This window comes from Paraburkholderia susongensis (assembly GCF_900177725.1).
Classification (GTDB): Bacteria; Pseudomonadota; Gammaproteobacteria; order Burkholderiales; family Burkholderiaceae; genus Paraburkholderia; species Paraburkholderia susongensis.
The window spans coordinates 1-18,624 of the sequence record NZ_FXAT01000003.1 but is presented as its reverse complement, the minus strand read 5'-3'; the positions used below and the strand labels follow the sequence as shown (position 1 = coordinate 18,624).

Annotated in this window: 15 protein-coding genes; 11 read left to right on the top strand and 4 right to left on the bottom strand. The window is 65.1% G+C overall.

Going from position 1 to position 18,624, the window contains the following annotated elements; all coding sequences use genetic code 11:
• Positions 1–5: 5 nt before the first annotated feature.
• The 6 genes from B9Z01_RS09175 (at position 6) to B9Z01_RS09150 (ending at position 9,187) form a co-directional block, all read left to right on the top strand.
• Entirely contained in the window at positions 6–767 is a 762-nt protein-coding gene (locus B9Z01_RS09175; RefSeq protein ID WP_085482152.1) for a response regulator, read from the top strand.
• A gap of 106 nt (positions 768–873) precedes the next feature.
• On the top strand, positions 874–1,518 hold the full coding sequence (locus B9Z01_RS09170; RefSeq protein ID WP_085482150.1) for a response regulator: 645 nt from the start codon (positions 874–876) through the stop codon (positions 1,516–1,518).
• A gap of 265 nt (positions 1,519–1,783) precedes the next feature.
• The gene (gene aqpZ / locus B9Z01_RS09165; RefSeq protein ID WP_085482148.1) at positions 1,784–2,527 is read left to right on the top strand and encodes an aquaporin Z; all 744 of its coding nucleotides are present in this window, start codon (positions 1,784–1,786) and stop codon (positions 2,525–2,527) included.
• A 74-nt stretch (positions 2,528–2,601) separates the two neighbouring features.
• On the top strand, positions 2,602–7,164 hold the full coding sequence (locus tag B9Z01_RS09160; RefSeq protein WP_244195970.1) for an ATP-binding protein: 4,563 nt from the start codon (positions 2,602–2,604) through the stop codon (positions 7,162–7,164).
• Positions 7,165–7,620: 456 nt separating this feature from the next.
• On the top strand, positions 7,621–8,055 hold the full coding sequence (locus B9Z01_RS09155; protein WP_085482146.1) for a CHRD domain-containing protein: 435 nt from the start codon (positions 7,621–7,623) through the stop codon (positions 8,053–8,055).
• Positions 8,056–8,212: 157 nt separating this feature from the next.
• Positions 8,213–9,187 carry an alpha/beta hydrolase gene (locus tag B9Z01_RS09150; protein ID WP_085482144.1) on the top strand — a complete coding sequence of 325 codons (975 nt, stop codon included), beginning with the start codon at positions 8,213–8,215 and terminating at the stop codon, positions 9,185–9,187.
• On the opposite strand, the gene B9Z01_RS09145 is transcribed toward B9Z01_RS09150, so the two are convergent.
• A complete protein-coding gene (locus tag B9Z01_RS09145) occupies positions 9,157–9,996 on the bottom strand; it encodes an EcsC family protein (protein WP_085482142.1) in 840 nt (279 codons plus the stop codon). The two genes, B9Z01_RS09150 and B9Z01_RS09145, sit on opposite strands and share 31 nt — an antisense overlap.
• 138 nt (positions 9,997–10,134) lie before the next feature.
• Here B9Z01_RS09145 and B9Z01_RS09140 point away from each other — a divergent pair, with 138 nt between their 5' ends.
• Both B9Z01_RS09140 and B9Z01_RS09135 read left to right on the top strand, forming a co-directional pair.
• Positions 10,135–11,730, top strand: a complete 1,596-nt coding sequence (locus B9Z01_RS09140) for an MDR family MFS transporter (RefSeq protein WP_085482140.1) — start codon at positions 10,135–10,137, stop codon at positions 11,728–11,730.
• A 30-nt stretch (positions 11,731–11,760) separates the two neighbouring features.
• The gene (locus tag B9Z01_RS09135) at positions 11,761–12,264 is read left to right on the top strand and encodes a MarR family winged helix-turn-helix transcriptional regulator (RefSeq protein ID WP_085482138.1); all 504 of its coding nucleotides are present in this window, start codon (positions 11,761–11,763) and stop codon (positions 12,262–12,264) included.
• 130 nt (positions 12,265–12,394) lie between these two features.
• Here B9Z01_RS09135 and B9Z01_RS09130 read toward each other — a convergent pair whose 3' ends face one another.
• The gene (locus B9Z01_RS09130; protein WP_085482136.1) at positions 12,395–13,672 is read right to left on the bottom strand and encodes an amino acid deaminase; all 1,278 of its coding nucleotides are present in this window, start codon (positions 13,670–13,672) and stop codon (positions 12,395–12,397) included.
• Positions 13,673–13,803: 131 nt separating this feature from the next.
• On the opposite strand from B9Z01_RS09130, the gene B9Z01_RS09125 reads away from it, so the two are divergent.
• From B9Z01_RS09125 to B9Z01_RS09115, 3 genes are all read left to right on the top strand, one after another.
• Positions 13,804–14,694, top strand: coding sequence for a MurR/RpiR family transcriptional regulator (locus tag B9Z01_RS09125; protein ID WP_085482134.1), 891 nt, complete (start codon positions 13,804–13,806; stop codon positions 14,692–14,694).
• A gap of 3 nt (positions 14,695–14,697) precedes the next feature.
• Positions 14,698–16,179, top strand: coding sequence for an N-acyl-D-amino-acid deacylase family protein (locus tag B9Z01_RS09120; protein ID WP_085482132.1), 1,482 nt, complete (start codon positions 14,698–14,700; stop codon positions 16,177–16,179).
• A 73-nt stretch (positions 16,180–16,252) separates the two neighbouring features.
• The gene (locus B9Z01_RS09115) at positions 16,253–16,639 is read left to right on the top strand and encodes a RidA family protein (RefSeq protein ID WP_064265547.1); all 387 of its coding nucleotides are present in this window, start codon (positions 16,253–16,255) and stop codon (positions 16,637–16,639) included.
• A gap of 133 nt (positions 16,640–16,772) precedes the next feature.
• On the opposite strand, the gene queF is transcribed toward B9Z01_RS09115, so the two are convergent.
• On the bottom strand, positions 16,773–17,597 hold the full coding sequence (queF, locus tag B9Z01_RS09110; protein WP_085482130.1) for an NADPH-dependent 7-cyano-7-deazaguanine reductase QueF: 825 nt from the start codon (positions 17,595–17,597) through the stop codon (positions 16,773–16,775).
• Positions 17,594–18,496: a 5'-nucleotidase gene (locus tag B9Z01_RS09105; protein ID WP_085482128.1), complete on the bottom strand. Its 903-nt coding sequence runs from the start codon at positions 18,494–18,496 to the stop codon at positions 17,594–17,596. The genes queF and B9Z01_RS09105 overlap by 4 nt, the downstream gene beginning before the upstream one ends.
• Between the last annotated feature and the right edge of the window lie 128 nt (positions 18,497–18,624).

Genomic DNA, 18,624 nt, shown 5'->3' with positions numbered 1-18,624 from the left:
AGACGATGAATTCCACTGCTGCGGCAGGCACACCGGTTCGAACGATCATCGCGGACGACCATCCGCTGGTTCTGCTCGCCATCGAGCATCTGATCGGAAATTATCCGGACCTGCAGTTGGTTGGCCGTGCGGCGGATATCAATGAACTGTTCCTCGAAGTCGACCGCAGTCCATGCGACCTGGTGCTGATGGATCTCTACATGCCGGGCGGACTCGACGGCGGCGGGTTCGACGCCGTCAGGCAGTTCAAGGAGCGTTACCCCGATGTCGCGCTCGTGATCCTGACCATGGAAACCGAGGCGGCGACGCTGCGCAAGGTGATGTCGCTCGGCGTCGACGGACTGCTGAGCAAGCGCGACCGCATCGATCTGATTCACGTGGCGGTGGTCATGGCGCTCGCGCGCGAGTGCTATATCGGGCCGGCGGTGCGCGCGTTGCTCGCGGATGTCGCGATGAGCCAGCAGCTCGACATCGTGCGCGCCACGCTGTCGCGCCGCGAACTCGAGGTGTTCACGCAATATGCGGCCGGTTTCGGCGTGACCGAGATCGCCGCGCGTCTCGGGCGCAGCGTGAAGACGATCAGCGCGCAGAAATGCATGGCCATGCGCAAGCTCGCGCTCAATAGCGATGCCGAACTGTTCCGCTTCGCGTTCGAGCACGGCGTGGTGTCCGAGCGGCATGACCGGAGCCCCGAGTACGGCCACACGCCGGACTACCAGCAGGACCACTGGCAGGGCCAGGAGCTGGACCACAGCCAGGGGCGATAGCAGGCGGCGATGTGCCGCGCGCTCGCGCGGCGAATGGCATCCGTATCGGCATGACCCGGGGAAGCACATTGCGTGCGGGGCGTGCCGGTCGACAACACAACAAGGCATGGCAAACAAGATTCACGTCGTCGTGGCGGACGATCACGACTGCATTCGCGCGGGCGTCAGATATCTGCTGCAAGGCCGGCCGAATATCGAGATCGTCGGCGAAGCGACCGACACCCGCGCGCTCGAAAAGCTGCTCGATGCTCTCACGTGCGATGTCGTCGTGTCGGACATCGGCATGCCGGGGCTCGAAGGCGGCGGCAACGCGGTGCCGCTGTTGCGCCGGTTGTTGCGCCGCAAGCCGCATCCGCGCGTCGTCGTGCTCACGATCGTGAGCCACGCGCATATGCTGACGGGCTTGCGTAGCATCGGCGTGAGCGGAATCGTCGATAAACGCGACGCTGCCGAGACCTTGATCGATGCAATCGAGGCGGTTGCCGCAGGCCGCACTCATCTGTCGCCGCAGGTACAGGCCGTGCTCGAAACGGTGCAGCCGAGGCCGCAGTTGCGCACCGGCGCGATGAGCGTGCGTGAGTGGGAGGTGTTCCAGCTCTATGCGCGCGGGCTCGCCGTGCATGAAATCGCCGTGCGTCTTCGGCGCAGCGGAAAAACCATCAGTACGCAGAAACGCAGCGCGATGCGCAAGCTCGGTCTGGAAACGGAAGGCGATCTTATTAACTACGCAAGCCAGATCGGATTGATATGACGATGTTTGACATATGCGCGAAGTCTCTCGCGATGGCGTGATTCAGATTGCTCTGAATTCTAGGAATATTCTGATTGGTGGGGTGAATGCGCCATTCAATAATATTGAACTGATCGCGGTGCTATTCACTTCTCGCCACGGGTTGTGAATATTGCTGCGGTTATTTCGCCATCCTTATCGAAGATGGCTGGAAATATTCAGCGCAGATGCCTTCGCGCCGTTGTGCGGCGCCTTCTGCCATGTACCTCGACGAATGGGAGAATGAATGGTCACGCTAGGTAAGCGGTTGTGGGCCGAAGGCGTGGGCACGGCATGGCTCGTGTTCGTCGGGTGCGGCAGCACCGTGCTCGATATCGGCGGGGTGCTGCAAGGCAGCGGCGCGCTCGAAATGTCGCTGGCGTTCGGTCTTGCTTTGGCCACCGCGAGCTATGTGTTCGGCGAGACCTCGGGGGCGCATTTCAATCCCGCCGTCACGATCGGCTTCACGGTCGCGCAGCGCTTTCCGGTGCGCGACCTGCTGCCGTATATCGCTGCCCAGCTTGTCGGCGCGACGCTCGCCGCAGCTTTTCTCGTGTACGTCGCGAGCGGCCGGCCCGGTTTCGAACTCGGCGCGAGCGAATTCGCGGCGAACGGTTTTGGCGCTCATTCGCCGGCGGACTATCCATTGCATTCGGCGCTCGTCATCGAGTTCGTGCTGTCCTTCGTGTTCGTCATAGCCTGCCTGCTGGTTGTCGAGCGCAGAGAGATGGCGCGGGTCGCGCCGCTCATCACGGGCGCCTGTCTCATGCTCGCTTATCTCGTGTCCATTCCGGTCACCAATGGCGCGGTCAATCCCGCTCGCTCCACGGCGCAGGCACTCTTTGCCGGCAATTGGGCGCTCGACCAGCTCTGGCTGTTCTGGGCTGCGCCGTTATCGGGCGCGGTGGCGGCGGGCGTTCTGTTCTCGTTTCTGAACGGCAACGCCGATCCATCCGCATCGTCGGCCGATCGGCGGAGTGACGTTGCGTGAGCGGTTGCCGGCGCCATTCTCTGTTGTTTCGCGCGGGTTTCCTCAGCGATTGTTGCCCTCGCATCATGGCGGCAATGCTCGGGCTACGGCGTTCGCCGCGGCATCTGCTCGCGTCATGCCTCGCGGTGGCAGTGCTCGCGGCGGCAGGGTTTGCGACCGGCATGGTCGGAACGTCTCGCGGCGCGTCGCAGGTGTCGCATGCACCTCGGGCGTCCGCGTTGCCGGCTGCTCGTTCCACTGCTTCTTCCACAGCTTCTTCCACCACCCATTCCGCAACCTATCCCCCGACCCACCTCGCCGACACCCCCGCCAAACTGACCGTCGGTGTACTCGCCGAAGGCTGGCCGCCGTTCGACGTCCTGCAGGGCGAGCGGCTCACCGGTGTGAGCGGCGATCTGTTGCGCGCGCTCGTGGGGCCGAACGTCGTCATCGAGGCGAGGACTTTTCCCGACATGGCGCAACTGCTTGCCGCGGCGTGCGCCGGTAACGTCGATCTGGTGATGAGCGTTGCCCGCACGCCCGAGCGCGAGCGCTGCCTGAGCTTTACGGCGCCGTATTTCCGCTCGTTCGCGTCGGCGGTCGTGCGGCGCGACGACGACCGTCATACGAGCCCCGCCGGGCTCTTCGGAGCGCGTATCGCGATAGAGCGGGGGTTCGCGCGCGAGCGCTCGCTGCGCGAGGGTTTTCCGCGCGCAGCAATCATTCCATTCGCGACCACGCGCGAGGCACTTGCCGCAGTTCTGCACGGCGATGCCGACATCTACTTCGGCTTCACGCCCGTCGTGCAGTTCGAACTGGCTACCGGCGAGTTTCGCGGCCTGCGTGTGGCGTTCGAGCAGGGCGGCAAGGCGCTCGACCTGCGCTTCGGCCTTCCGCTCGACCGGATTGCGTTGCGCGATCATCTGAACCGCGCGCTCGCGTCGATGAATCCAGTGGAGGCCGCGGCAATTCGCGCTCGCTGGCTTTCCGGCAACTTCAGTGCTGCACCGGCATCAGCGGCGCCCGGCTTTACTCTCACGCCGCAGGAGAAGAGCTGGCTTCGCTCGTTGCCGCCGTTGCAGGTCGGTTTCGACAGCGACTGGCCGCCGTTCAGCTATGTCGACGACGAGGGCCATTCCGTCGGCCTGAGCGCCGACTACCTCGCGTATCTGAGCAGCACGCTTGGCGTCGTGTTCAAGCGCGCGAGCATGACCGGCTGGCCGGCCACCGTCGCGGCGTTCCAGCGCGGCGACCTCGCGATTCTCGCCACGGCGTCGAGCCACGGCCCGCTTCTCGAAGGCACCGGGCATAGCCGCGTCTACGAGAGCGATCCAATGGTGATCGTCGGGCGCAGCGGCGCACCGCCCGCGTGTTCGTTCGGCGATTTCGCGTCGTGCCGCACCGTCATTGCGCCGCATGTGGGCGGCTCGGCGCTGCTGGCGCTCGCAGCCGTGCCGGCCGACCACATCGTCGTCGCAGCCAGCCTCGGCGACGCGCTGCGAAGGGTCGCGAGCGGCGAGGCAGACATACTGGTCGGCAACGCGGCCGCCATCAATGCGCAGCTTCAGCAGCACTATGCGGGCCTGCTCACGGTGCTCGGCACGCTCGGCGAATCCGACTCGCTGTATTTCGCGGTGCGTCAGGACCTGAACCCGCTCGTCAAACTGATCGACCGCGCTTTGCAGGCGATGCCGGCCACTGAAAAGCAGCGCATCCGGCAGAAGTGGATGAGCCCCGTTGCGTCGAGCGAAAGGGTCTGGAGCGTGACGGCGATGCGGCTGCTGCCGGTGTTGATCGGCATTGGCGTCGTGCTGCTGGTCACGTTGCGCGCCTACCTGCTGCTGCAACGCGAAGTCAGGCTGCGCAAGCAAACCGAGCGCGAACTCGCGCTGCAACTCAACTTCCAGGAAACGATGATGAAGACGGTGCCCTATCCGCTCGTCGCGAAAGATCTGGACGGGCGCTACATCGCGATCAACGAAGCCTATGAAAAAGCGTGCGGAATGAGCCGGGAGGCTGTTCTCGGGCACACCACGGCGGAGGTGGGCACGTGGGGCGAGGCGAACAGCCGCATGCTCGACGACATGACGCGCGAGATCCTGCGCGGCGAGGGCATCGCGAAGGTCGAGCTGCAATTCGAGGGCAGCGCGGGTGAAACGCGGCACGGGCTCTTCTGGACGAGCGTCTGCAACGGCAACGACGGCCAGCCGGTATGCGTTCTCGGCACGATGGTCGACATCACCGACATCCGGCGTGCCGAAATGCTCGCGCGCGAAACCGAGCGGCGCCTGTTCGACGTCACGCGCTCGTTGCCGGCCGTCGTATTCCAGTTGCGGCGCACGCCGGCCGGCGCGTATTCGTTTCCGTATATCGGCGGCGACACCGGGCATCTGCTCGGCGACGGCGGCGTGTCGCCGGGTCAGCATAGCTGGGTCGACTTTGAGCGCGTGTCGGAGCAGGACCGGCCGCTCGTGCTCGCCGAACTGGAGCACTCCGCCCGTTGCGAAACGCCGGTGCACACGGAGTTTCGCCTCAGGAGCGGCGGGCAGCTCAAGTGGATGCGTGCTGAACTCGTGCCGCGCCGCGAAGCGGATGGCAGCGTCGTCTGGAGCGGCTACTGGGTCGATGCGAGCGTGGAGCACGCGCGCTCCGAGGAACTGGCGCGCGCCCGCGACTTGGCCGAGGCGGCCGCGCGCGCGAAAGACAACTTCTTCGCGATGATGAGCCACGAAATCCGCACGCCGATGAACGGTGTGCTCGGCCTTGTCGAAGTGCTGGAGAGCACGCCGCTCAGCACGGACCAAGGCGAAATGCTCGGCATGATTCACGAGTCGGCGGGCGCGCTGCTGCAGATTCTCGACGACCTGCTCGACTATTCGAAAATCGAAGCGGGGCGGCTCGCGCTCGAAGCCGAGCCCATCGACCTGCGCGAACTCGTCGATAACGCGGTCGGCCTGCTTGCCGGGCGAGCCCATGAAAAAGGGCTCAAGGTGCGCGTGGAGATTGCGGCGGACGTCGCCGCCACGCTGCGCGGCGATAGCGTGCGCTTGCGGCAGATCCTGTTCAATCTGCTCGGCAATGCGATCAAGTTCACGCCGAAAGGCGAGGTCGGTGTGAGCGTGTCGGTTCTCGCGCGCGGCGGCGCCTCGCGCAAACTCGCGCAGACGCTCGAAATGAGCGTGCACGACACCGGCATCGGCATCGCGTCCGACGTGCAAGTCAGTCTGTTCGAGCCGTTTGTGCAGGCCGAATCGTCCACCACGCGGCGCTTCGGCGGCACAGGTCTGGGCCTGACGATCTGCCGCAAGCTGATCGAATTGATGAATGGCACGCTCACGCTGCGCAGCGAACCCGGTTGCGGCACGAACATGATCGTGCGGCTCACGCTGCCCGTCGTCGCGCAGCGCTATTCGGTCAACGGCTTGCGCGGCAAGCGCTGCGTCGTGATCGTGAGCGACCCGCGCATCGGCCGGGCGCTGGCGCACTTCGGCAAGGCCCTTGGGCTCGAGCTGCGCAGTATTGCGCCCGAGGCGCCGCAAGCGCGCAAACGCGCTGCGCTGGCAGGTGCGGACCTGCTATTCGTTGGTGAGGACTTAGTGCTGCCCGTGGATCCCGGCGCGCGCGCACGCATCATCACGCTGACCGAAAAATCGAAGCCCACGGGCTACCGCATTCTCGACGATACGGTGCGCGTGAGCATCAATCCGATTTCGTGGCGCGGCCTCGGCGTCGCGTGCGCCGCCGCGACGACGGGCCTCGCTGCGATGGCGCCGCGCGCGGCGGACGTGCCGGGCGGTCCGCATACGACTGAAGGCGTCGCGACGCCGCCCGATCGCGAGCGCGCCATCGCGAGCGGGCGGCTGATTCTCGTTGCGGAAGACCATCCGGTCAATCAGGAACTGATCCGCCATCAACTGGCTTTGCTCGGTTTTGCGTGCGATGTCGCGAACGACGGGGTGGAGGCGCTCGCCGCGCTCGAGCATACGAACTACGGCTGCCTGCTCACGGACTGTCACATGCCGAATCTGAACGGCTACGAACTCACACGGTGCATCCGCGAAGCAGAGATGCGGCGCGGTGGCGCGCATCGTCTGCCGATTCTGGGCATTACGGCGAACACCGCGCCCGACGACCTCGGTCTGTGCCGCGAAGCAGGCATGGACGACAGTCTCGTCAAGCCGACGCGGCTTGCCACCTTGCGCGACTACCTGAGCCGCTGGTTCGGCACCGACAGCGCCTGGCAAGCCGCGCCTGCGGAAACGATCGCGAAGCCACACATCGAGGGAGTATCGGTTCAGCAAGGTGGCGCGGAACCGTTCATTCCAGTCGACCTCGGTCAAATGGCGCAATTGTGGGGGAGCGAATCGACGGTCAAGGCGTTGCTCGACTCGTTCGTTTCGTCCATGCGCGACGACATGAAATCGCTGACGTCCTTGCTCGACGGCGCGGAGATCGTGCGCGTGCGCGAGTGGCTGCATCGGGTGTGGGGCGCGGCGAGCGTGTTGCAGTATCCGCCGCTCCTTCACGCGCTCGACGAATATCGCCGCGACATTGCCGTAAAGACACCGGAGCGTTTGCGCAATGACGGGTTGGTGTTGATCCGCGAGTGCGAGGCGATGATGGACGGCATCGAACAGCAGGCGGCGCTGCTCGCGTAGCGTATCGCCGCGCAAAAAGAGCGCGAATTAAAAGAGCGCGAATCAGCGGAAATCAGCGGTAATCAAACGCAGAGGACGAAAAAAAACGCGGCCGAAGCCGCGTTGAAAATTTGGAGACTTCCTTCGATGAAGGAGTCACTTCTCGCAAACAGAAGCATAATCGAGATAGTGTCATTTATTCATTACAGATTGCGCAATTCACTGTTTGAGCAAATCGATCAAAGCAGGCACGTCGCGGATTTGAGTCCTTGTTTCAGGGCTGTTTATGCGAACACCTGTGCGTATCGCATATTTTTGCCACGAGGGATAGTAATGAATCGACATTCGTCCAGGCTCGATCGGCATCGCCGGGACACCCGCGCACATCCCCAGGCTTAGCCGGATTTGCACTAGTATGAAGGCACTCCGCGCGGCCGAAGTGCGCCGTGGCGGCGCCTCAAAAGTCCGGAGAAGACCATGATTACGCTGCGAAAATTGAATCTGGCCGTCGTGTTGTGGGCGCTGGCGTCGGGTGTTGCGCTCGCCGATACGGTGGCACTGAAGGCGGATCTCGAGCCGTCGAGCGAAGTGCCGCCGCGAGTGAGTCACGGGCACGGCATGCTGAACGCGACCTTCGACACGTCGACCCAATCGCTGCAATGGACCATCACCTATGAAGGCCTGAGCGGCCCGGCCACCGCCGCGCATTTCCATGGCCCCGCGCCGGTCGGACAGAACGCGAAGGTCCAGGTGCCGATCGAGAAGAGCGCGCTCGCGAGCCCGATCAAAGGTATGGCAAAGCTGAGCGAACAGCAGGTCACGGATCTGATGGCGGGGCAGTGGTACTTCAACGTTCATACCGCGCAAAACCCAACGGGCGAGATTCGCGGGCAGGTTTTACCGGCTAACTAACCTGAGGCGGTGCTGGCATCGACGTTGGCATTGGCTGGCCGCGCGGGGCGTGGTCGCGGGCGATCGTACGCTCACCGCGCGATTAGAACCCGCCATCCACCGGCACCGCGGCCAACGCACGTACCATGACGGGACGTCATTGAAGGAGCATGTCCCGATGAGCTGGCAAAATGCGCTCGCATGCTGGTATTTGCGCAGGCACTTCCGGCCGGAAACCCTCAAACCGCATATCGATGTCGAACGGGCGCGCGCGCTGACCGCGAAGCGTGTCTGGTCGCCTCGCGTGCCGCGCGGCTGGCAGCTGCGTGAAACGTACGGCGAGCACGATGCGCCGTTGCGCGGTGAATGGCTCGAGCGTGCAAACGGCGCGCTGGCCGGCGGCATGGAACCCACGGTGCTGTATTGCCACGGTGGCGGCTACTACTTCTGCTCGCCGCTCACGCATCGTTCGCTGACGTTCGGGCTCGCGACGCGCGCCGATGTGCGGCTCTTTTCTCTCGATTACCGTCTCGCGCCCGAGCATCGCTTCCCGGCTGCGCTCGACGATGCAACCGCGGCCTATCGCCAGTTGCTCGCTATGGGCATTGCGCCCAGTTCGATCGTGATTGCAGGCGATTCCGCCGGCGGCGGCCTCGCGCTCGCCACGCTGGTCGCGTTGCGCGATGCCGGCGAGCCGATGCCCGCGGGTGGGCTGCTGTTCTCGCCGTGGACCGATCTCGCGACGGCCGGCGCGAGCATCCGCGGCAACGACGGCGTCGATCCGATGTTCTGCGGCGCCGCGCTCACGCGCGCGGCCAAGGTCTATCTTGGCGACACACCGGCCACACATCCGTACGCCTCGCCGGTCTACGCGGATCTGCGCGGCTTGCCGCCGCTCTGCATGATGGCGGGCAGCACGGAAGTGCTGCTCGACGACACGCGGCGCGTCGCCGACAACGCGCGCGCGGCGGGTGTCGACTGCGAATGCGAGGTGTGGAACAAGGTGCCGCACGTCTGGCAAATGTTCGCACCGTTCATGCCGGAGGCGAACCGCGCGCTCGACCGCGCGGCCGCGTTCGTGCGGCGCGCGACGAGCCGCGCCACGCAAGACGCTCATGCCGCTCAGGCGTCGAGCGTGGCATCGAGCGTCTGATACACGGCTTCGATCGTTTCCTGACCGTACTGCCGCTCGAGCCGGCGCACGGTGAAGTGTCCATGCGCGACCTGCTGGAAGTGGTCGATGAAGACGGTGTTGACCATCGCGCCGAGCACGGCGCCGATCGCCGGAATCGATTTCGCGGCGATCTGCTCGCTCACCTGCACCGAAAAGCGCGCGGCGATCGCATTCAGCAGGCGCAGCAGCGCCGCTGAGCCGTGCGTCGTGAAGCCCTTGCTCGCGATTTCCGACGACGCCTTCGAGACCGCCTGCGCGAGCGCGCCGCGCATGAAGAAATAGCCGAGGTCGGCGTCGTCGTCCTCGCTCGACGTGCTACCCATGCCGAGCACGGTCAGGCATTGCAGCTGCGTTTCGATCGAGGTCAGGTCCTCGCCCTCGCTGCGCGCGATGTCGCAGATCGAGCGGAACATCAGCGTGGTCGTGACCGGCAACTCGACCGGCAGCGCGACCAGTCCGAAGGCGCCGCCGGCCGCGCCGGTGGTCGCCACCGCGAACTTGTGCAGCAGGTTGCTCGGCTTGTCGGGCGCGAGCAACTTTGCCGCGTCGCGCCGGCCGAGCGTGCGCAGCGCGATCGACAGGCATTTGCGCAATGCCGCCTGTGTCGCATCGGCGACCTTTTCGTTGGCGAACGCCGGGATGCGCGAGAGCAGTTTCTCGATCGGCGCACCGATGATGCTCGCGAGCTTCATCGCGAGCGCGGGGCTTTCGAGCTGGCGCTTCGCGCGCCGCAGCGCGTTCAGATCCTGCCCCGATAAGGATGGTGCTGCGAGCGAACTCGGCTGCATGAGCCTCCCTGGCGTCGTGTCGTAGATGTTTTCGGTGAGTTTAGCGGCGCGCTGGAGCGCGCGGCGCGTCCCGCTTAGAGCGTCGCGCCGTGGTATGATTCCCAATCTCTTGACGAGTCAACTTTTGCTCCATCAAAAATGGCTGTCCATACCGCCGCCCACCATTCGAGTGGGCAAGTTCTACCGTTCCGTGAATCCCTGCTGGCCATGCTCGGCATTTCGTTCGTCACGATGCTGGTCGCGCTCGACCAGACCGTGGTCGGCACCGCGCTGCCCACTATCGTGTCCGAACTCAGGGGCTTCGAGTTGTACGCGTGGGTCGCCACGTCGTATCTGCTGACCTCGGTCATCACCGTGCCGATTTTCGGGCGGCTCGGCGATTACTACGGGCGCAAGCCGTTCGTGATCGCGTCGATCGTCGTGTTCACCGGTGCCTCGGTGCTGTGCGGCGCGGCCAACAGCATGCTGTTTCTCGTGCTCGCGCGCGGCTTGCAGGGCATCGGCGGCGGCATGCTGGTCGGCACGGCGTTCGCGTGCATTCCCGATCTGTTCCCCGACTCGGTCGTGCGGCTGCGCTGGCAGGTGCTGATGAGCTCGGCGTTCGGCATCGCCAACGCGGTCGGGCCGTCGCTCGGCGGCTTTCTCACGCAGTACTACGGCTGGCGCTCGGTGTTCTACGTGAATCTGCCGGTCGGGCTGCTGTCGCTGTTTTTCGTCTGGCGTTTCCTGCCGCATCTGCGGCACGTCGAGCACGAGGGCAAGATGCGGCTCGACTGGCCCGGCGCGATCCTGATCGCAGTCGCGCTCGGCTCGCTGCAACTGTTCGTCGAATTGCTGCCGAAGCACGGCGTCACGCTCAGCGCGTTCGCGCTGCTCGCGCTGAGCATCGCGTCGGCCATCTCATTGTGGAAGTGGGAAAAAAGCTGCCCGACCGCGATTCTGCCAGTCGACATGTTCCGCAACCGCAGTCTCGCCGCGCTGTTCACGCTGGCCGTGCTCGGCGGCTTCTCGATGTTCTCGCTGCTGTTCTACGCGCCGCTGCTGTTCCAGGGCGGCTTCGGGATGTCGCCGAAGGAGGCGGGGCTCGTCATTACGCCGCTCGTCGTGTTCATCACGATCGGCAGTATCGCGAACGGGCGCATCGTGTCGCGTGTGAAGAATCCGAACCTGATGCTGTACGTCGGCTTTGCGATGATGGCGCTGTCGTGTCTCGGCGTCGTCGTCGCGACCCGCTCGATGCAGCAATGGGTGCTGATGTCGTTCATGGTGGTGGGCGGCCTCGGGCTTGGCTTCGTGATGCCGAACCTGACGATCTTCGCCCAGCAGACGGCCGGCCGCGAACACCTCGGCATCGCGACCGCGCTCCTGCAGTCGCTGCGGATGATCGGCGGCATGATCGGCACGGCGCTGACCGGCACGCTGGTGAGCCACATGTACAAAAGCGGCGTGCGCAGCGCGCTCGAAAGCGCGGGCGCGTCGCACTGGTTCGCCGACCTCGGCGATCCGCAAATCCTCATCAACCGCGATGCGCAGACCACGCTCGTCGACCAGTTGACGCACGCCGGCCACAACGGCGCGATGCTGCTCGAAAGTGCGCGCGAGTCGCTGGTCGCGGCGATTCATCTGGGTCTCGCGATGGCCGCGGTGATCGCCGTGGTGTCGGTGTGGCAAAGCCGCCGTGTGCCGCCGATCAAGCTGCAACGCAAGCTCGAACCGGTGATTCACGCGGACTGATTTTTGGACTTGAGGTTTGACAGGCAGATCATGGAAGAACAGGACCGCGTCGCCGTGATGCAGCAATTCGGCCGTACGTATCGGGCGTTCATGTCGGCATTCGAAGCACAGGTGGGGCACCCGTTGCCGCGCTGGCGCATTCTGCTCGCGCTGCACGACCAGGCCGGCGAGTCGTCGCAGAAGCGGCTCGTCGAGCGGTTGCGCGTCGATCCAGGTGCGCTCACGCGGCAGTTGAAGGCGCTCGAAGGCATGGGCTGGGTCTCTCGCAGCATGGACACGCGCGATAACCGCGTGACCAACGTGCGCCTGACCGAGGAGGGCCAGGCGGCGACCGAAGCGAGCTTGCCGCGCCGCAATGCGTTTTTGCACGACACGATGGCGGCGTTGCCGGATGAGGCGATCGGGGCGCTGTCGGGTGCGCTGAAAATGCTCGAGTCGCGGATCGGCGACGTGCTGGCCGCGGCGAGCGCCGCTGACACAGCCGCCGCGGCCGCGCCGGAAACCGCCGGCGACGGAGCGGCCCAACGCGCCTGAATTGCGCCTGATCGCACCTGACTGCACCTGAGTTCTGCCGCATATTCGCGGCGCAATAAAAAAGCTGTGGACCATCGGTCCACAGCTTTTTCAGTTTCCAAAGCCTGCGCTTCAGCGCAGCGCAGTCCGATCAGAAGAACGTCTCGATCACTTCCTTCACGCGATACTTCGGATCGACGACCAGCACCTGACGCCACTTGTCGAACGTCAGGCACGGGTGCGAGATGTCGAACGCGATCATGTCGCCCACTTTCAGATCGGCGCCGGGCGGAATCCGCAGATAGGCGTGCTGATCCATCAAGCCGAAGATTTCCCAGCCTTCGCTCGCGGCGATATCGCGCGGCGCTTCGTTGCCCGGACGATAGTGGCGCGCCGGCTCGGGCATGCCCGCATCGAACGCGGAGTCGCGCTTGCCGAGGCCGATGATCGCGCGATCCGGCTCGGGGATCGACTGCACGTAAGCCCACAGTTGCAGCGCCGGCAGCAGCCCTTCGCCCATCTTCTTCGCGACCGGATTGCGCGCGAAGATGTCGGTCTGCGCCTTGCGATAGACGCCGACGTCGTGCGTCAGATAGCAGCCGGGGCGCAGCACGACCTCGACCTTGCCGGTTTGCGTTGCTTGTGCGAACTCTTCCGCGACCACGTCGTACCATGCCGAACCCGCGCCCGACAGCACCGCCGGCGAGCGCGCGAAACGCCCTTGCTCAACGAGTTCGCGCGTCACCGCGACCGCGCCTTGCAGGAACGCGCGCACTTCGGGCTCTTCTTTCAGCACGCCTTCATAGAGTTCGACGCCGGCGAGCTTGATGATGTCCGGATAGCGCGCGATCGCCTCCAGCACCGCGTTGCGCTGCGCCGCGTCGCGCGCGCCGGTGCGGCCGCCCGGCACGCCGAGTTCGAGCAGCACCTGCAGCGGCTTCTTCACCGACGTGAAGAATTCGCCGAGTTGTTCGACGCCTTCGGGCGAGTCGACGAGGCAGAAGAATTCGAAGTCCGGATCGCTCAGCAGCTCGGCGATCATCATCATGTTGCGGCGGCCGACCAGCTGGTTCGCCATCAGGATGCGCGAGACGCCGCCGTGATAGGCGGCGCGCACCTGGTGCGCGGTGGCGAGCGTGATGCCCCATGCGCCGGTTTCGAGCTGACGGCGAAACAGTTGCGGCGCCATCGTGGTCTTACCGTGCGGCGCGAGCTTCACGCCGTATTCCGCGACGAACGCCTGCATCCACTTGAGGTTATGCTCGACACGGTCGGCGTACAGCACGGCGGCCGGCAGGCTCACGTCTTCGTTGAGAAGATTCCATTCGAGGCGCGCGGCGTCCGTCAGTTGAATGCTCGCGCCCGGAACCATGCCCAGGCCCTTGCTGTGAGGATCAATCGCCGCGCCCTGATAGTTTGTAACTTTCATGTCTCCGTGCTCCATCGACCGGTTAAATTAAAACAGATTTGACTTTAGCATGTTACAGAAAGTACGATGTTCGGAAAAATGTTATTTAGTACCACGGCTTTCACGTGGCCTTCACGAGCCCCCGTCTTGCCATGAATAGTAGCGCCGAGCCGCTCGCTTTCGACATCGTCGCACGCATCGCCGAATGCGCGCCGGAGTTGCGCTCGGCCGAACGCAAGGTCGCCGCGCTGATCCTCGACGATCTCACGGGCGCGTCGCGTGCGAGCATCGGCGCCCTCGCGCAGCAGGCCGAGGTCAGCATCGCGACCGTCACGCGCTTTGCCAAGGCCGTGGGCTGCCGCGACGTGCGCGAACTGAAGCTGCGGCTCGCGCAGGCGGCCGCGGTCGGTCAGCGCTTTCTGCAGCCCGGCGCAGCCGGCGATGCACCCGAGCCGATCGCGACCCGCGTGTTCGACGAACTGCAAACCGCGCTCGCGCACAATCACCAGCTGCTGCGCCAGGCGCCGCTCTCTGACGCGGCGGCCGCGCTGCGCGCCGCGCGCATGATTTACGTGTTCGGCATGGGTGGCGGCTCGACCGCGCTCGCCGACGAAATGCGCTTCCGGCTCGTGCGCCTCGGCCGGCCGGTCGCAACTTATCAGGACGGGCTGTTGCAGCGCATGGTCGCGAGCACGGTGTCGCGCGAGTGCGTGGTGATCGCGCTGTCCACCACGGGCCGCGTGCCCGAGATGGTCGAGAACTGCAAGATCGCGCGCAGCTACGGCGCGGCCGTGATCGCGCTGACCGCGCCCGCGTCGCCGCTCGCGAAGCTCGCCGACTGGGTGATCCCGATCGTCGCGTTCGAAACCGATTTCATTTACAAGCCGTCGTCGTCCCGTTACGCGATGATGATGGCGCTCGATGTGCTCGTCACCGAACTTGCCGTCAGTCAGGGCGACGAGAGCCGCGAATTGCTGCGCCGCATGAAGCACGCGTTGGATACGCACCGCGGTGGCGGCGAACGACAACCGTTAGGAGACTGATCCATGCATTCGCATCCCGAAGCAGCCGATACGCTGATCGTCGGCGCGCAACTGTATGACGGCACGGGCGCACCGCCCGTCGAGCGCGATGTGGCGATCCGCGACGGGCACATCGCCGCGATCGGCAATCTGTCGAACTGGCTCGCCGAAGAGGTGATCGAGGCCGAGGGGCGAGCGCTCGCGCCGGGCTTCATCGACGTGCATACGCACGACGATACGCACGTGATCCGCTCGCCGCAGATGCTGCCGAAGATCACTCAGGGCGTGACGACGGTGATCGTCGGCAATTGCGGCATCAGCGCGTCGCCGGTGTCGTTGAAGGGCGATCCGCCCGATCCGATGAACCTGCTCGGCGAGCGCGACGCGTTCCAGTACCCGACTTTCGCCGACTACGTGAGCGCGGTGAACGCCGCGCGGCCGGCGGTCAACGTCGGTGCGCTGATCGGCCACACGGCGTTGCGCAGCAACCAGATGGACCGGCTCGATCGCGCGGCAACGGCGCAGGAAATCGACGGCATGCGCGCGCAGCTCGAGGAAGCGCTCGCGCACGGCGCGCTGGGCCTGAGTTCCGGACTCGCATACGGTTCGGCATTCGCCGCGCCGACCGAGGAAGTGATGGCGCTCGCCGAGCCGCTCGCGGTCGCGGGCGCGCTGTACACCACCCACATGCGCACCGAGTTCGATGCGATTCTCGACGCGATGGACGAGGCGTACCGCGTCGGCCGTCACGCGCGCGTGCCGGTCGTGATCTCGCATCTGAAGTGCGCGGGGCCGGCGAACTGGGGGCGTAGCGTCGAGGTGCTGAAGTCGCTCGAAAGCGCGCGCGGCATGCAGCCGGTCGGCTGTGACTGCTATCCGTACAACCGCAGCTCGTCGACGCTCGATCTCAAGCAGGTGACGGGCGACATCGACATCACGATCACGTGGTCCGAGCCGCATCCGGAGATGGCGGGCAAGCTCGTGAAGGACATTGCCGCGCAGTGGGGCGTCTCGCAGCAGGAAGCGGGCAAGCGTCTGCAACCGGCCGGCGCGGTCTATCACAACATGTCCGAGGACGACGTGCGGCGCATCCTCTCGCATCCGGCGACGATGGTCGGCTCGGACGGCCTGCCGAACGATCCGCTGCCGCATCCGCGGCTGTGGGGCGCGTTTCCGCGCGTGCTCGGCCATTACGTGCGCGACGCTGGGCTGCTGCCGCTCGAAGAGGCGGTGCGCAAGATGACGAGCCTGTCGGCGCGGCGCTTCGGCCTCGCGCAGCGCGGCGAGGTGCATGTCGGCTATCACGCCGACCTCGTGCTGTTCGACCCCGCGAAAGTGCACGACTCGGCGACGTTCGACAAGCCGCAACAGGCGGCGGTCGGTATCGACGCGGTCTGGGTGAATGGCGTGCTGTCGTATCGCGACGGCGCCGTGACGGGCGAGCGGGCCGGCCGGTTCGTTACGCGCGGCGCGCCGTCAAAGGGCGATGCGCAGGGCGCGTTCTGATTTTTTGATCGATCAATTGCATGCGCGCGGCGAGGGCGCCGCGCGCATGCGCAACTTTTCAAGGAGTGTGACGATGAAGCGATATGGTGTTGAAGGCGGAAAGGGAACGGGCGGTCAGCATATGCCGTTTGCACGTGCGGTCGAAGCGGACGGCTGGCTGTTCGTGTCCGGACAAACGCCGATGGAAAACGGCGAGGTGATCAACGGCGGCATCGTCGAGCAATCGCACAAGGCGATCCAGAACGTGTTCGCGATCCTCAAGGAAGCCGGCTACGGCGCCGAGCACGTCGTGCGCTGCGGCGTGTGGCTCGACGATCCGCGTGACTTCGCGTCGTTCAACAAGGTGTTCCGCGAGTACTTCGGAGAGAATCCGCCGGCACGCGCGTGTGTGGTGTCGTCGATGGTGATCGACTGCAGGGTCGAGGTGGATTGCGTCGCTTACAAGAAGCCGGCGGCCTGAGTTCGCGGCTCGGTTTAATGCCGGGGGCTTCCTTCCTTTCGTACGGAAGGAAGTCCTCGTTCAGCGGGTGCGCCACGGGCATGACAGCCCGTCGCGCACCCGTTGTGCGTTTACGACTATCGCAGGTTGACGGCTACTGCCGCGCGAGCCGGAGATTGTCCGGCATCGGCAGGTTGTAGTTGGTGCGAAACGGGTTGATGTCGAGCCCGCCGCGCCGCGTATAGCGCGCGTACACCGCGAGCTTGAGCGGTTTGCACATCTTCATGATGTCGACGAAGATCCGCTCGACGCACTGCTCGTGAAAGCCGGTGTGATTGCGGTACGAGATGATGTAGCGCAGCAGGCCCGCATGGTCGATCTGCGGGCCGGCGTAGTGAATCTGCACGCTGCCCCAGTCGGGCTGGCCGGTCACCGGGCAGTTCGATTTCAGCAGGTTCGAGAACAGCGTTTCCTCGACCGGCGCTTCGTCGTGCGCCGCGCTCAGGAGCGACGCGTCCGGCTGATAGGCGCTTGCGTCGAGATCGAGCCGGTCCAGCGAGAGGCCGTCGAATTCTTCCATTCGCAGCTTGCCGAACTCATGCGGCGTCGCCAGATGAACCGATACCGTCGCGCCGCACGACGCCGACACGTCGCGCTTGATCGTGTCGCGCACGCTCTCGGCCGACTCGAACGCGGTCTGCGCGAACGAGCCCAGGTACAGCTTGAACGACTTCGATTCGACGATGTTCGGCGAGTCGGCCGGCACGAAGAACGTCGCCACCGCGATCTGCGGTTTGCCGCGCGCGTTGAGCCACGACAGCTCGTAGGCGTTCCAGATGTCGGTGCCGAAAAACGGCAGTTGCGCGTTAATGCCGATCGCCTCGCGCGCGTTCCTGCGCGCAATCGGAAACAGCAGCGTGGGGTCGTATTGTTCGGTGTAAGTCGAGGACTTGCCGAGCGGTGATTGTTCGGGTGTCATGATGCATTCACGATGCCACTCATCACGTGCCCCGTCGCCGTTACGACGCGGGCCGATTCGCAGTGGCGGATCTGGTCGTCGAAGAAAAAGTCGGGTTCGAACTCACGCAAAAATGCGCTCTTGTCGAGGCCGCCGAGGAACATCGCTTCGTCGATTTCGATGTTCCATGCCATCAAGGTGCGGATCGCGCGCTCGTGCGCGGGCGCCGAGCGCGCGGTGACGAGCGCCGTGCGAATGCGCATCGGCGCGGCCGCATCCGCGAGTTTTTGCAGCCCGTGCAGTGCTTCGAGCAGCGGCTTTAGCGGACCGTCCGCGAGTGGCAGGTGCTTGTTGTCGGTCTCGTGACCGACGAAGGCGCTCAGGCCGTCTTTCTGGAAGATTCGCTCGGCTTCGTCGGAAAACAGGACCGCGTCGCCGTCGAACGCAATGCGGATTTCGTCCGGGTATTTACTCGCCATTTTCACCGATTCCGGCAACACGCGTGCGGCCGGAAAGCCGGCGGCGAGCGCATCGCTCACGTCCTGCTGATTCGCGGACAGAAACAGCGCCGCGTTCAGCGGCTTCAGATAACCGAACGGCGCGCGGCCGCGCGTGAACACACCGCGCTCGATCGCGAGCCCATGCTCGCGGCACGAATGAAACGCGCGCAGTCCGCTGATCGGGTCGTTGCGCGACAGGATCACGACTTCGACGCGGTGGCCGCCCGTGTTCAACGCGAGCAGCTTGCGGATCAGCGGAAACGCGACGCCGGGCTTCGCGGGCACGTTCAGGCGCTCGCGCTGCAACGCTTCGTACGCGCGCGGGTCGCCCGTCTCGTACACATGGTTCTCCTCCTCGAAGTCGAACAGCGCGCGCGACGAGATGGCGACCACCAGTTTGTCGGTAAGCGAAAGCGCCATGGGTGCGTTCCGGTTCGGAAGGATCAGGCGAGAAACAGCCGATACACCGGGTTCTGCGTCTCTTCCCAATGCGGATAACCCAGCGTTTCGCGAAACCGCTCGAACTCCGCGTGCTCGCTCTCGGGCAC